The 14522-nt window shown below is 64.6% G+C and carries 12 protein-coding genes; 4 read left to right on the top strand and 8 right to left on the bottom strand.

Going from position 1 to position 14522, the window contains the following annotated elements; genetic code table 11:
* Window positions 1-211: 211 nt before the first annotated feature.
* The 3 genes from preA to hydA form a co-directional block, all read right to left on the bottom strand.
* Window positions 212-1486 (bottom strand): NAD-dependent dihydropyrimidine dehydrogenase subunit PreA, encoded by a 1275-nt coding sequence (preA, locus tag B4L76_RS04650; RefSeq protein WP_296230833.1) that lies wholly within the window; start codon window positions 1484-1486, stop codon window positions 212-214.
* Window positions 1487-2854 carry an NAD(P)-dependent oxidoreductase gene (locus B4L76_RS04645; RefSeq protein WP_296230832.1) on the bottom strand — a complete coding sequence of 456 codons (1368 nt, stop codon included), beginning with the start codon at window positions 2852-2854 and terminating at the stop codon, window positions 1487-1489. It abuts the gene before it with no gap.
* Between the two features lie 165 nt (window positions 2855-3019).
* Complete coding sequence (gene hydA / locus B4L76_RS04640) at window positions 3020-4459, bottom strand: dihydropyrimidinase (protein WP_296230831.1); 1440 nt, start codon at window positions 4457-4459, stop codon at window positions 3020-3022.
* Between the two features lie 336 nt (window positions 4460-4795).
* Between hydA and B4L76_RS04635 the strand changes: the two genes are divergently transcribed.
* Window positions 4796-6286 (top strand): NCS1 family nucleobase:cation symporter-1, encoded by a 1491-nt coding sequence (locus B4L76_RS04635; RefSeq protein ID WP_296230830.1) that lies wholly within the window; start codon window positions 4796-4798, stop codon window positions 6284-6286.
* A 76-nt stretch (window positions 6287-6362) separates the two neighbouring features.
* The gene (locus B4L76_RS04630) at window positions 6363-7646 is read left to right on the top strand and encodes a Zn-dependent hydrolase (RefSeq protein WP_296230829.1); all 1284 of its coding nucleotides are present in this window, start codon (window positions 6363-6365) and stop codon (window positions 7644-7646) included.
* A gap of 39 nt (window positions 7647-7685) precedes the next feature.
* Here B4L76_RS04630 and B4L76_RS04625 read toward each other — a convergent pair whose 3' ends face one another.
* From B4L76_RS04625 to nhaB, 3 genes are all read right to left on the bottom strand, one after another.
* Window positions 7686-8645 carry an MBL fold metallo-hydrolase gene (locus tag B4L76_RS04625; protein ID WP_296230828.1) on the bottom strand — a complete coding sequence of 320 codons (960 nt, stop codon included), beginning with the start codon at window positions 8643-8645 and terminating at the stop codon, window positions 7686-7688.
* A gap of 50 nt (window positions 8646-8695) precedes the next feature.
* Window positions 8696-9256, bottom strand: coding sequence for a lipocalin family protein (locus B4L76_RS04620; RefSeq protein ID WP_296230827.1), 561 nt, complete (start codon window positions 9254-9256; stop codon window positions 8696-8698).
* Between the two features lie 176 nt (window positions 9257-9432).
* Window positions 9433-10935, bottom strand: a complete 1503-nt coding sequence (gene nhaB / locus B4L76_RS04615; RefSeq protein WP_296230826.1) for a sodium/proton antiporter NhaB — start codon at window positions 10933-10935, stop codon at window positions 9433-9435.
* Window positions 10936-11085: 150 nt separating this feature from the next.
* Here nhaB and B4L76_RS04610 point away from each other — a divergent pair, with 150 nt between their 5' ends.
* Window positions 11086-11898 carry a crotonase/enoyl-CoA hydratase family protein gene (locus B4L76_RS04610; protein WP_296230825.1) on the top strand — a complete coding sequence of 271 codons (813 nt, stop codon included), beginning with the start codon at window positions 11086-11088 and terminating at the stop codon, window positions 11896-11898.
* 35 nt (window positions 11899-11933) lie between these two features.
* Window positions 11934-12764, top strand: a complete 831-nt coding sequence (gene nudC, locus B4L76_RS04605; RefSeq protein ID WP_296230824.1) for an NAD(+) diphosphatase — start codon at window positions 11934-11936, stop codon at window positions 12762-12764.
* On the opposite strand, the gene B4L76_RS04600 is transcribed toward nudC, so the two are convergent.
* Window positions 12732-13511: a TSUP family transporter gene (locus B4L76_RS04600; protein WP_296230822.1), complete on the bottom strand. Its 780-nt coding sequence runs from the start codon at window positions 13509-13511 to the stop codon at window positions 12732-12734. The two genes, nudC and B4L76_RS04600, sit on opposite strands and share 33 nt — an antisense overlap.
* Before the next feature lie 138 nt (window positions 13512-13649).
* A complete protein-coding gene (locus B4L76_RS04595; protein ID WP_296230821.1) occupies window positions 13650-14480 on the bottom strand; it encodes an alpha/beta fold hydrolase in 831 nt (276 codons plus the stop codon).
* Window positions 14481-14522 lie beyond the last annotated feature (42 nt).

Here is a 14522-nt window from a genome sequence, read left to right as displayed (position 1 = left end):
AGGCGACGCAGTGGATGGCACAGGCTTCGCCCGTGATCGCGGGGCAAGCCCGCTCCCACAGGATGGACTGCCCCCCAAAAGTTGGACAGTTTTAAGTTGGATTGGTGTCCAACTTCCTGGGGGCAGTCCAGGAACAACGCCAGCTTTGAACATTTGAGCAAGACATTTGCTCCCACCAGGATTGCGTCAGTCGGTCGGGTAGCGATCCGCTTCAACTGGCCTCGCGGTAGGGGTTACGTGGGTCCTGCGTCCAGTTCAGGTACGGCTTGCCGGTATCCTGCGCCACCATGTCGATGCAGCCTTCCACCGGGCAGGTGATCTGGCACAGGTTACAGCCGACGCATTCCTCTTCCACCACGCTGTAGGCATGCGTGCCATCGGCCTTCAGCGTGCTGGCAATGGCCTGGTGCGAGGTGTCCTCGCAGGCAATGTGGCAGCGCCCGCAGCCAATGCACGCCTGCTGGTCGATGTGCGCCACCGACTTGTAGTTCATGTCCAGGTACTTCCAGTCGGTGGTATGCGCCACCGCCTGGCCACGGAACGCCTCGAGGTTGCGATGCCCATGCTGGTCCATCCAGCGTGCCAGGCCGTCCTTCATGTCTTCGACGATGCGGAAACCATGCAACATCGCCGCCGTGCACACCTGCACGGCACCACTGCCCAGGGCCATGAATTCGGCGGCATCGCGCCAGTTGCCGATGCCACCAATGCCGCAGATCGGCAAGCCACGGGTCTGCGGGTCGCGGGCGATTTCCGCCACCATGTTCAGGGCGATCGGCTTGACTGCCGAACCGCAGTAGCCGCCATGGGTGCTCTGGTCACCGACAATGGGGTGGGCGACCATGCGCTCCAGGTCGACACTGGTGATGGAGTTGATGGTGTTGATCAACGACACCGCATCGGCGCCGCCACGGTGCGCGGCGCGGGCCGACTGGCGAATGTCGGTGATATTCGGCGTGAGCTTGACGATCACTGGTAGCGAGCAATGCGTCTTGCACCAGCGGGTGACCATCTCCACGTACTCTGGCACCTGGCCCACAGCCGCGCCCATGCCACGCTCCGGCATGCCGTGCGGGCAGCCGAAATTCAGCTCGATGCCATCAGCCCCGGTGGCCTCCACCAGCGGCAGGATGAACTTCCATGACTCTTCCACGCACGGCACCATCAGCGACACGATCAGCGCACGGTCCGGCCAGTCCTTCTTCACCTGGGTGATTTCGCGCAGGTTGATCTCCAGCGAACGGTCGGTGATCAGCTCGATGTTGTTGATGCCTTGCACTTGACGATTCGGGCCAAAGTGCGCGGAATAGCGCGACGACACGTTGACCGCCGCCGGGTCCTCGCCCAGTGTCTTCCACACCACGCCGCCCCAGCCGGCCTCGAAGGCTCGTACCACGTTGTAGGCCTTGTCGGTTGGCGGGGCGGAGGCCAGCCAGAAAGGGTTGGGTGCCTTGATACCGGCAAATTCGATCGACAGGTCGGCCATTTACGCTGCCTCCACATTGAGCATGAGTCGGGCATGGATGGCTTCGGCGGCCAGCTTGCCATGTTGCACGGCCTGGACGGTGAGGTCCTGGCCCAGTGCGGTGCAGTCGCCGCCGGCATAGATCCCCGGCAGGCTGGTCTGCATCGTTGCATCGACCCGGATACGCTCGCCGTCGCGGGCCAGTTGCGCCGCCAGCGGGTCACCGAGGCTGCTGTCGTCGAAGCGCTGGCCGATGGCCTTGAAGATGGCATCGGCGGCCAGCTCGAAGGTTTCGCCGGTGTCGCGCAGGCGGCCGTCAGCCAGCTCGGTGCGGGCAAAGCGCATGCCGCGCACCTTGCCGGTGTCGTTCAGCAGCACGGCATCGGGGCGGGCCCAGGTGTGCAGGCGTACCTGGTTGGCCTTGGCAATGTCCTGTTCATGGCCGGTGGCGCCCATGTCGGCGTGACCGCGACGGTACACCAGGTTGACGTCGCGGGCGCCAAGGCGGCTCATCTGTACGGCCATGTCGATCGCGGTGTTGCCGGCACCGATCACTACGCACCGGTCGGCCAGTGGCAGTTGGCTCAGGTCATCGGCCTGGCGCAGTTCGCGGATATATTCTGTGGCGGCGAGCAGGCCGGGGGCTTCTTCAGCGTCCAGGCCAAGCCGGCGCACCGCATTAAGGCCGAGGCCGAGGAACACCGCGTCATACTGGTCGCGCAGCTCGCCCAGGCCGAGGTTGCCGCCCAGGCGCTGGCCATGCCGAATCTCGATGCCACCGATGCCCAGCAGGAACTCCACTTCACGCTGGGCGAAATCATCCACCAACTTGTAGCGGGCGATACCGTACTCGTTCAGGCCGCCGGCCTTGTCGCAGGCTTCGAACACCACCACGTCATGCCCGTGCATGGCCAGGCGATGGGCGCAGGCCAGCCCGGCCGGGCCGGCACCGACCACGGCGATGCGCTTGCCGGTGGCTGGCGAGCGCTGGAACGGGTGCGCGGTGAAATGCGCATTGTCCAGGGCATAGCGCTGCAGCTGGCCGATCAGCACGGGGGCGCATTCCTCGGCATTGTTGCGCACGCAGGCTTGCTGGCAGAGGATTTCGGTGGGACAGACGCGGGCACAGCTGCCGCCGAGAATATTCGCCGAAAGGATGCGTTCGGCGGCGCCTTGCAGGTTGTCGTCACTGATGCGGTGGATGAACGACGGGATGTCGATTTCGCTGGGGCAGGCGTTGACGCAGGGGGCGTCGTAACAGTACAGGCAGCGCGCGCTTTCGACGGCGGCCTGGCGGGGAGTGAGGGGTGGGGCCAGGTCGCTGAAGCGCTTGGCCAGATGGTCGGCACCGGCCCGGGGGCGCGGCAAGTGGTTCAGGGCGTCGATCACGGTTGTAGCCTCTCTATTTTTCTTGGATGCAGGCAACAAGGATTGCGGTGGTTTCTTGGGCCGCTGCGCGCCCCATCGCGACACAAGGCCGCTCCTGCAAGGAACCGCACACTCCTGTGGGAGCGGCCTTGTGCCGCGATGGGCTGCGCAGCAGCCCCAATCGCTTCAGCGCTGCACGGGCGTCGGCCGCTGCACTTCGGCCCTGCGCCCGAGCACCTCGTACACCGACGGATACGCCGGCCGTTCCACATAGCGCCCCGCACCCGCTTCTGCGCGCAGGTCGCCATCGGCCCAGCGCAGCTTGCCCTGGCTGATGGTGTGGCTGGGAATACCGCGCACGGTGCGGCCTTCGAAAATGTTGAAATCCACTTGCTGGTGGTGGGTCTGGGCGGAAATGGTGCGCGTGCCGTGCGGGTCCCACAGCACCAGGTCGGCATCGGCACCCACGCGGATGGCGCCCTTGCGCGGGAACAGGTTGAAGATCTTTGCCGTGTTGGTGGAGGTCAGCGCGACGAACTCATGCATCGACAGACGCCCACTGTTTACCCCGGCATCCCACAGCACTGCCATGCGGTCCTCGATGCCGGCCGTACCATTGGGAATCCGGCTGAAGTCATCGCGGCCCATGGCTTTCTGCTCGGCGCAGAAGCAGCAATGGTCAGTGGCGGTGGTATGCAGGTTGCCCGACTGCAGGCCGCGCCACAGCGCTTCCTGATGCTCGCGCGGGCGGAATGGCGGGCTCATTACATAACCTGCGGCGGTAGCCCAGTCCGGGTCACGGTAGACGCTGTCATCCAGCAGCAGGTGGCCGGGCAGCACCTCGCCGTAGACCGGCTGGCCCTTGCCGCGCGCATAAGCAATTTCATCCAGCGCTTCGCGGCTGGAAACGTGCACCAGGTACAGCGGCGTACCGAGGGTTTCGGCAATGCGGATGGCGCGGCTGGCGGCCTCGCCCTCGACTTGCGAGGGGCGCGACAACGGGTGCGCTTCCGGCCCGGTCAGGCCCTGTGCCAGCAGTTTCTTCTGCAGGTGGTACACCAGCTCGCCGTTCTCGGCATGCACGGTGGGCACCGCACCGAGTTGCAGGCAGCGCTCGAAGCTGGCCACCAGGGTGTCGTCGGCGGCCATGATGGCGTTCTTGTACGCCATGAAGTGCTTGAAGCTGTTCACTCCATGCCGGGCTACCAGCTCGCCCATTTCTTCCGCCACCTGCTCGCTCCACCAGGTGATGGCCACGTGGAAGCCATAGTCACTGGCGCTTTTCTGCGCCCAGCCACGCCAGGTGTGGTAGGCCTCCAGCAACGATTGCTGCGGGTTGGGGATGACGAAGTCGATGATCGAGGTGGTGCCCCCGGCCAGGCCGGCGGCGGTACCGCTGAAGAAGTCCTCGCTGGCCACGGTGCCCATGAACGGCAATTGCATGTGCGTGTGCGGGTCGATGCCGCCGGGCATCAGGTACCGGCCGCTGCCGTCGAGGAGCTCGCAGCCGCTGGGCGGTTCGAGGTTCTGGCCGATGGCGCGGATCAGGCCATCGGCACACAGGACATCGGCGGGGTAGCTTTCTTCGTGGGTGACCACGGTGGCGCCACGGATCAACAGGGACATGCCGTCTTCCTCGCAGGCTGACCGGTCTGGGCCGGTTCTTGGAATTGTCGGGGGCAGGCGAGCAGGGCGGTTAATCCTGTCAGGCCTGACAAGAATCGAGGCTAGATGCTGATCAGGCATTCAGCAAGAAAATTTTCCTATTAATTTTATGGTTTTTAAGTAATTGAAAATAAAAGATTAATTCACATGGTTGTGCTGGTATCAGGGTTTTGATGAACATTGACTAACTTGACAAGATAAAAATCTGGTCGAGATTTTCAAGCACATTACGCGTGTACTCCGGCCATCGCACCAAGCCGATGAGCGAAGAATTAAAAGAACATCTGGAGAAAGCCGATGCAGCAGAGCAGATCGGAAGTGGTCGAGCAGGGTGGCCTGTTCGAGCTGTCCGAGGGCAGCGATGTCCTCGACAGCCCGCGCTACAACCACGATATCGCCCCGACCAAGGTGCACCAGCGCACCTGGAACAAATGGCATATCACCGCCTTGTGGGTGGGCATGTCCATCTGCGTACCCACCTATACCCTTGGCGGCGTGCTCACTGCGTATTTCGGCCTCAGCGTGGGCGAGGCGTTGCTGGCGATCCTGCTGGCCAACCTGATCGTACTGATCCCGCTCACCCTCAATGCGTTTCCCGGCACCAAGTACGGCATCCCGTTCCCGGTGCTGCTGCGTTCGTCGTTCGGCATCCTCGGCTCCAACGTACCGTGCCTGATCCGCGCGGTGGTCGCCTGTGGCTGGTTCGGCATCCAGACCCTGTTCGGCGGATTGGCCATTCACCTGTTCCTCGGCTCGGTATTCGACGGCTGGAAGGCACTGGGCGGTACCGGCGAGGTGATCGGTTTCATGATCTTCTGGTGCCTGAACCTGTGGGTGGTGCTGCGCGGTGCCGAGTCGATCAAGTGGCTGGAAACGCTGTCGGCACCACTGCTGGTGGCGGTGGGAATCGGCCTGCTGTTGTGGGCCTTGCCGCACATGTCGATGACCGAGCTGCTGGCCCAGCCAGCCAAGCGCCCGGCAGGCGCCAGCATGCTCGGGTACTTCTGCGCCGGGCTCACTGCCATGGTCGGCTTCTGGGCCACGCTGTCGCTGAACATCCCCGACTTCAGCCGCTATGCCCGCAGCCAGAAGGACCAGATTCTCGGGCAGATCTTCGGCCTGCCGCTGACCATGTTCCTGTTCGCCGCCCTGGGCGTGGTGCTGACCGCCGCCTCGGCGTCGCTGGTTGGCGAGACCGTGGCCGACCCGGTCAGCCTGATCGGCAAGATCCACAGCCCGTTCTGGGTGGCCCTGGCCATGGCCTTGATCGTGATCGCCACGCTGTCGACCAACACTGCGGCGAACATCGTGTCGCCGACCAACGATTTCCAGAACATCGCCCCGCGCCTGATCGGGCGCAGCCGCGCCGTGTGGCTGACCGGCTTCATCGGCCTGGCGCTGATGGGCCATGAGTTGCTCAAGAAGCTGGGCTGGATCGTCTCCGACCTGAGCCTGGAGAGTGTGTACTCCAACTGGTTGCTGGGCTATTCCAGCCTGCTGGGGCCGATCGCCGGGATCATGGTGGTGGATTACTTCCTGGTCCGCCGGCAACAGCTGGACCTGGCCGGGCTGTACCGCGACGACGTGTACCCGGCGTGGAACTGGGCCGGTTTTGCCGCCTTTGCGTTGCCGGTCGCGTTGACGGTGATGGCCATCGGCAACAGCAGCTTCAGCTGGTTCTACGACTATGGCTGGTTCACTGGCTCGCTGCTGGGAGGGGGGCTGTACTACCTGTTCGCCGGGGTGCTGGCGCGCAGCCCGGCGCAGGTGGCCAAGCCTTTGCCTTGAGACCGCGTGTGCTGCTTCGCGGGCATGTCCGCGAAGAGGCCGGCACAGACAACAACAAAGCCTGAAGGAGAAACCCGTGACCCCAGTCCAAGAGATCCTCAACACCACCGCCCGGCATGTCGACAGCGCCCGCCTGTGGCAATCGCTCATGGACCTGGCGCGCCTCGGTGCCACTGCCAAGGGCGGTGTCTGCCGCCTGGCCCTGACCGACCTCGACCGCCAGGCCCGTGACCTGTTCGTGCAGTGGTGCGAAGCCGCCGGCTGCACGGTGAGCATCGACGCTGTCGGGAATATCTTCGCCCGTCGCCCAGGGCGTAACCCCAAGCTGCCGCCGGTGATGACCGGCAGCCATATCGATACCCAGCCCACCGGTGGCAAGTTCGATGGCTGCTTCGGGGTCATGGCAGGGCTGGAGGTGATCCGTACCCTCAACGACCTGGGTGTGGAAACCGAAGCGCCGTTGGAGGTGGTGGTATGGACCAACGAGGAGGGCTCGCGCTTTGCCCCGTGCATGATGGGTTCAGGCGTATTTGCCGGCAAGTTCACTCTGGAGGAAACCCTGGCCAAGCGTGATGCCCAGGGGGTCAGTGTCGGCGAGGCGTTGAACGCCATCGGCTATGCCGGCCCGCGTGCGGTGCTGGGCCACCCGGTGGGGGCCTATTTCGAAGCGCATATCGAGCAGGGGCCGATCCTGGAGGACCAGGCCAGGACCATCGGCGTGGTGCTGGGCGCGTTGGGCCAGAAATGGTTCGACCTGACCCTGCGCGGCGTCGAAGCCCATGCCGGGCCGACACCCATGCACCTGCGCAAGGACGCCCTGGTCGGCGCCGCCGCCGTGGTCGAAGCGGTCAACCGCACGGCCCTCGGCCACCAGCCGCATGCATGTGGCACGGTGGGTTGCCTGCAGGCCTACCCCGGCTCGCGCAACGTGATCCCCGGCGAAGTGCGCATGACCCTGGACTTCCGCCACCTGGAAGGCGAGCAACTGGATGCGATGATCAGTGAAGTGCGGGCGGTGATCGAGGCGACCTGTGCCAAGCACGGCTTGAGCCACACGCTGGTGCCGACGGCTGACTTCCCGGCGTTGTACTTCGACAAAGGCTGTGTCGATGCCGTGCGCGAGTCGGCCAAGGCGCTGGGCTTGCCACATATGGACATCGTCAGTGGGGCAGGGCACGACGCGATCTTCCTTGCCGAAATGGGGCCGGCGGGGATGATTTTCGTGCCCTGCGAAAACGGCATCAGCCATAACGAAATCGAGAATGCCACGCCAGAGGACCTGGCGGCGGGCTGCGCGGTGCTGCTGCGGGCGATGCTGGCGGCGTCTGAGGCGATTGCCAGCGGGCGCCTGGCGGCTTAGCAACGCCGCCTCAGCAGCAGGGGCTCGTCGCCGGTGCAGTCATCCGCCTGGTTGAAGACTGCCATCGCGCCCGATGTGGTAGCGCTGCAGGTCCTGCGCCAGGGTCAGGTGCCCGTTGTAATGGGCAGCGGCTTCGTCACGTATGTCGACTATGCTCGGGCTGCGCCGTGGGTCCGGCTGGTAGCGGGCGCTGAAGTGCGTGAGCACCAGGTTGCGCACGCCTGCCGCTTCGGCAAAGCGCGCCACCGCCGCTGCGGTGCTATGGCCGAAGGTGACCCCGGTGCGTTCGACCACTGGCTGGGTGAACGTGGCTTCGTGGACCAGCACGTCCGCGCCCTTGGCGGCGTCGGCCAACAGTTCTGGGTTGTCGTTGTCGCCGCACACAATCACGCGCCGGGGCGGACGCGACGGGCGCAGGTAATCCTGGCCGTGCAGCGTCCGTCCGCCGTGCTCCACCACCAGGCCCTTGACCAGGTCGCCCCACAGCGGCCCGCGGGGGATGCCTTCGGCTGCCAGGCGTGCGACATCCAGGCGTGGTTCGGGGTTGATTTCGGTGAACACGAAAGCGACGCTCGGGACCCGGTGCGACAACTGCACCGTAGTGACCTGCATCGCCTCACTGTGCCATTCCAGCAGGTCCTCCACGGCTAGCAGGCGCAGTTCGAACGGCAGGAAGGTGTCGCTGGCCGCCAGCCCCTGACGGACCCATTCGTGCAGGGCAACCGGCAGCACCAGGTCAAGTGGCTGGGTGCGTCCGCTCATGCCGGCGCTGGCCAGCAGGCCCGGCAGGCCGAAGCAGTGGTCGCCATGTACATGGGTGATGAAGATCGCCCGCAGGTCGCGGATCGAAAGCGGCGTATGCAGCAGCCGATGCTGAGTGCCTTCGCCGCAGTCGACCAGGTACCAGTGGCTGCCCGTGGCTTCGATCACGGCCGTGGCGCTGACATTGCGTGCCTTGGTGGGCACCCCGGCGGAGGTGCCGAGGAACAGCAGATCCATTACAACTCCTTGGTGATGCCCGGGCCCGGCTGGCCGAACCGCCCCGTGGTTTACTGGGGCGCTTCAGCATCCGCCTGGCGCCAGATCAGTTCGCTGGTGTCGTAGCCCTGCTCGCGGGCGATATCCAGCAGCTGCTCGCGGGTCTGGTCGGGGATGGCCGGCGTGCGCGAGAGCAGCCACAGGTACTCACGGTTGGGGTGCCCGACCAGGGCCACGCGGTAATCCTTGTCGTGGTACAGCACCCAGTACTCGCCCTTGGTCAGGCCGGGTGTCAGGCGGCTGAACCAGTTGTCGAAGCGCACCCAGAGCTTGTCGGTCCTGCCCGGTTGCTGGGCTTCGGCGATGCCCCTGGCTTCATTCCACTGGCCGTCCTTTTCCCGACAGCGATTGGTCACGTCGACACGGCCGTCTGCCCGCAGGCCATAGCGCGCCTCGGACTGCACGCAGTTGCGCTGGAAGAACATCGGCAAGCGCGCCAGTTCGTACCAGGTGCCCTGGTAGCGTTGCAGGTCGACCTGCTGTGTATGTGGCGGCTCCGGGTGGTCGTTGCCGGCGCAGCCGAGCAGGGCCAGGGTAAGGCAGGAAAGCAGTAGCGGGGTGCGTAGCGCCATGATCGACCTCCTTGCGGTGAATGGGCTTACCTGTGTTTCGATGCAGGCGCGCGGCAAAAGTTGTACCGGATCGTGCCTTTCGGAACGAGCCAGTCTGCACGCTGCCGGCGCGCACCTGATGGGCGATCATTACACCCTTTGACGAAGCCTGCGAGTGCTGCTGGGGGCAGGCTGTATCACAGCCAGTAGGTCACCGCCCACCACCCCAGCCCTCCCATCACCACGGTGTAGGGCAAGGCCATCCATACCATCCGCCCATACGACAGCCGGACCAGCGGTGCGATCGCCGAAGTCAGCAGGAACAGGAACGCCGCCTGCCCGTTCGGGGTCGCCACGCTAGGCAGGTTGGTGCCGGTGTTGATCGCCACCGCCAGGGTCTCGAAATGCTCGCGGCTCATGCCGCCATTGACAAATGCCTGCTTCACTTCGGTGATGTAGATGGTGGCGACGAATACGTTGTCGCTGATCGCCGAAAGCAAGCCATTGGCCAGGTACAGCATGCCTGGCTGCTGTTCGGCCGGCAGGGCCAGTACCCAGGTAATCAGCGGGCTGAACAGCTGCTGCTGGTGGATCACCGCCACCACGGCAAAGAACACCACCAGCAACGCGGTAAACGGCATGGCGTCCTGGAAGGCACGGCCCAGGCGGTGTTCATCGGTGATACCGGTGAACGCCGTGATCAGCACGATCACCATCAGGCCGATCAGGCCGACTTCGGCAACGTGCAACCCCAGGCAGACGATCAGGACCAGTGCGGCAAGCCCTTGCACCCACAGCGCGATGCGCTGGGCGGAGGTGCGTGCGGCATCGTCCTCGGCGGCGTAGGTGGCCAGCACCTGGCGCACCGGCTCGGGCATCAATGTGCCGTAACCGAACAGGCGCAGCTTCTCCAGCAGCACGCAGGTCAGCAGGCCGGCAGCCAGTACGGGTAACGATACCGGCGCCACCTTGAGGAAGAAATCGGCAAAATGCCAGCCCATCTCGTGGCCTATCAGCAGGTTCTGCGGTTCGCCCACCAAGGTGCATACACCGCCCAGGGCGGTTCCCACCGCACCATGCATCAACAGGCTGCGCAGGAAGGCGCGGAACTGGTCGAGGTCTTCACGGTGCAGTGCCGCGACCTGCTGGTCGCTGTCCAGCGCAACGTCTTCGCGTGGGTTGGCCCCGGAGGCAACACGGTGGTACACCGCATAGAAGCCGACCGCGGCGCTGATGATCACGGCGGTCACGGTCAGTGCGTCGAGAAACGCCGAGAGAAAGGCCGACAGCACGCAGAACAGCAACGCCAGGATTGCCTTCGAACGCACCCCGAGCAAAATGCGCGAGAACAGGAACAGCAGCAGTTCCTTCATGAAGTGGATGCCTGCGACCATGAACATCAGCAGCAGGATGACCGGGAAGTTGTGCTGCAACTCCTCGTACAGCGCTTGCGGGGTGGTCATCTGCAACAGCAGCGCTTCGACCAGCAGCAGGCCGCCGGGCATCAGCGGGTAGCATTTCAGGGCCATGCCCAGGGTGAAGATGAACTCAAGCACCAGCGCCCAGCCGGCGGCGACCGGGCCAAGGGTGGCCAGCAGCAGCGGGTTGAGCACCAGGAACAGGCAGATGACGACCTTGTACCAAAGCGGCGACTGGCCCAGGAAGCTGTGGGCAAGGGCGCCAGTCAGGGAGCGCGACATGAATTTGTGTCCTTATGATTCGGCGATGGCGAACGGTGCCGGATCAGCGCGGCTTAGGCAAGGCATACAGTCCCGTTTTTGGCACAAGTACGGCCATCGGGCTGGGGTACCATCCGTGGCATGAACCTTCACCCCGCAGGAGTGCCGCCCGTGACCGAGTACAGCGCATTCAAGGTCGAACTGACCGACAATATTGCCCATGTCCAGATCAACCGCCCGGAAAAGGTCAATGCGATGAACGCCGCCTTCTGGGAAGAGATCATCGATATCTTCCAATGGGTCGACGATACCGACGCGGTGCGGGTCGTGGTGCTCAGCGGCGCCGGCAAGCATTTTTCCGCCGGCATCGACCTGACGATGCTGGCCTCGCTGGCGGGGCAGATGGGCAAGGACGTCGGCCGCAACGCGCGCTTTCTGCGCAGTACCATCCTGCGTCTGCAGGCGTCGTTCAATGCCGTGGACAAGTGCCGCAAGCCGGTACTGGCCGCCGTGCAAGGCTATTGCATCGGCGGCGCCATCGACCTCATCTCGGCCTGTGACATGCGTTACTGTAGCGCCGATGCGCAATTCTCGATCAAGGAGATCGACATGGGCATGGCGGCCGATGTCGGCACACTGCAACGTTTGCCGCGTATCATCGGTGACGGCATGATGCGTGAGCTGGCCTTCACCGGGCGTAATGTCGAGGCTGCAGAGGCGCTGCGCATTGGCCTGGTCAACCGCGTCTATGATGATCAGGCCGCGCTGAAGGACGGGGTCTTTGCCCTCGCCGGCGAGATTGCCGCAAAATCACCGATTGCCGTGGCCGGCACCAAGGAGATGCTCAGCTACATGCGTGACCATCGCATTGACGATGGCCTGGAATACATCGCCACCTGGAACGCCGCGATGCTGCAGTCCGAAGACCTGCGCGTGGCCGTGGCGGCGCACATGAGCAAACAGAAACCGACGTTCGCCGACTGACCGGGCCGGGGGACGCGCAGTAAAGGATCCCCAACATGTCAGCACGCTGGACTACTGCAGTACTCGACCCGCAGATCACCGGGGGCCTGGCCGTAGCCCGCAGCCCGGAAGGGTTCCTGATGGACGCCAACGGTGCGCTGTTTTCCCGCGACTGGCTCAAGCGTCAGGACCTGGATGTGCTGTGCGAGCACGGCATCGGCCACTTCGATGGCCAGCCGGTGTTCCTGCTGGAGCTGCGCAGCGCCACCGAGATGCCTGGTTGTGTCTGGCGTGGCCTGCGTGCGTTCATGCTCGAAGGCGACTTCGACACCTACAAGGTGCTGGGCTACGCCGCGCAGATCGGCACCTGGGCACGCGAGCACCGCTTCTGCGGCAGTTGCGGCCAGGCGATGACGCAGATCCGCTGGGAGCGGGCGATGTACTGCCAGCCCTGCGACCTGCGCAGCTACCCGCGCATTTCGCCGAGCATGATCGTGCTGGTGACCCGTGGCGACGAGATTCTGCTGGCCCGCTCGCCGCGCTTCGTCACCGGGGTGTACAGCACCCTGGCAGGCTTCGCCGAACCGGGTGAGTCGGCCGAAGATTGCCTGGTGCGCGAAGTGCGCGAGGAAGTGGCAGTGGAGGTGAAGAACATCCAGTATGTGGGCAGCCAGTGCTGGCCGTTCCCGCATTCGATGATGCTGGGCTTTCATGCCGAATACGCCGGCGGCGATATCGTCATGCAGCCGGACGAGATCGAGGATGCCAGGTGGTTCAGCGTCCACGACCTGCCGCCGCTGCCAGCCGGGCGCTCCATCGCCCGGTACCTCATCGACCTCTACGTTGCGCGCCGCCTAGGCCTGCCCGAACCAGTGCTGCCACGCTAGGCGCACGGTCAAGGCCAGCACCACGGTGATGAATACAGGGCGGATGAACTTGCTGCCGCCGCTGATCGCCGTGCGTGCCCCGAAGAAGGCGCCCACCATCACCGACAGGCCCATGCACAGGCCGACGATATAGTCGACCTGCCCCGAGATGATGAACACCGTCAGCGCCGCGATGTTGCTGACGAAGTTCATGCTGCGCGCCACACCGCTGGCGCGCACCAGGTCGATGGGGTACAGCAGCAGGGTGCTGACAGTCCAGAACGCCCCGGTACCCGGGCCGGCGACGCCGTCGTAGAAGCCCAGGGTGAAGCCTTGTGGCAGCTGCCATTTCTTCCTGATCGGGGCGTCGGCATCGAGCGGTGCCTTGGGCGTGCCGCCGAACAGCAGGTAGATGCCACAGGCGAAGACGATCACCGGCAGCATCTTGTTCAGCCATTCGGCTGGCATGTAGTGGGCGATCACTGCACCGAGCAGGGCCCCGGTCAGGGTGGCGAACAATGCCGGGCGCCATTGCGCGGGGTGGAACAGCTTGCGTTTGTAGTAGGTGAAACCTGCCGTCGCCGAGCCGAATGTGGAACTGAGCTTGTTGGTACCCAGCACCAGGTGGGGGGGCATGCCGGCGGTGAGCAGGGCGGGGGTGGTGAGCAGGCCGCCGCCGCCGGCGATGGCGTCGATGAAACCGGCGACGAAGGCGACCAGCGCCAGGATCAGCAGGGTGAGCGGTTCTACGGTGAGTTCAAAGGGCATGGGATTGGCAGGCAGGAAGGCAAGGGGGCGGCAAACAGGCGCGCCGGAAGGGGGACATGGTAATCCTGGGGGCGGTGTGTTGCCAGTGCCGGCCTTTTCGCAGGCATGCCCGCGAAAAGGCCGCACTGGCAAAACCCATCAGCTACGGATGAACGCCAGCAAATCCGCATTGATCACATCGGCATGGGTGGTCGGCATGCCATGCGGGTAGCCTTTATAGGTCTTCAGCGTCCCGTTGGGCAGCAACTGCGCCGACAGCAACCCGGCGTTCTCATACGGCACGATCTGGTCATCGTCCCCATGCATCACCAGCACCGGCTGGGTGATGCCCTTCAGGTCTTCGGTGAAGTCGGTCTGGGAAAACGCCACGATGCCATCGTAATGGGCCTTGGCGCTGCCGATCATGCCCTGGCGCCACCAGTTGCCGATGATGCCCTCGCTGGCCTCGACACCGGGGCGGTTGTAGCCATAGAACGGCCCAGCCGGCACATCCCGGTAGAACTGTGCACGGTTGCTGGCGACCTCGGCCTGGAAACCGTCGAACACCGACTTGGGCAAGCCGCCCGGGTTGGCCGCTGTCTGGACCATCAGTGGTGGCACGGCGGCGATCAGCACGGCCTTGGCGACCTTGTCGTCGGGGTGGCGGGCCATGTAGCGCACCACTTCGCCGCCACCGGTCGAATGGCCGACATGCACGGCACCCTGTATACCCAGGTGGGTGACCACCGCTGCCACGTCGTCGGCGTAGTGGTCCATGTCATGGCCGTCCCAGACCTGGCTGGAACGGCCATGGCCACGGCGGTCGTGGGCGACCACACGGTAACCGTGAGCGAGGAAGAACAGCATTTGCGCGTCCCAGTCATCGGCGCTCAGCGGCCAGCCGTGATGGAAGTGAATGACCGGCGCGTCGCGGGGGCCCCAGTCCTTGTACAATATCTGTACGCCGTCCTGCGTGGTTACATAGCTCATGGTCGTGTCTCCTGTGTGCAGGCACCGAAGGGAGCTATTGAG

It is taken from the genome of Pseudomonas sp. UBA4617, assembly GCF_002386445.1.
Taxonomy (GTDB): Bacteria; Pseudomonadota; Gammaproteobacteria; order Pseudomonadales; family Pseudomonadaceae; genus Aquipseudomonas.
This window is presented reverse-complemented; position numbering and strand designations above follow the sequence as displayed.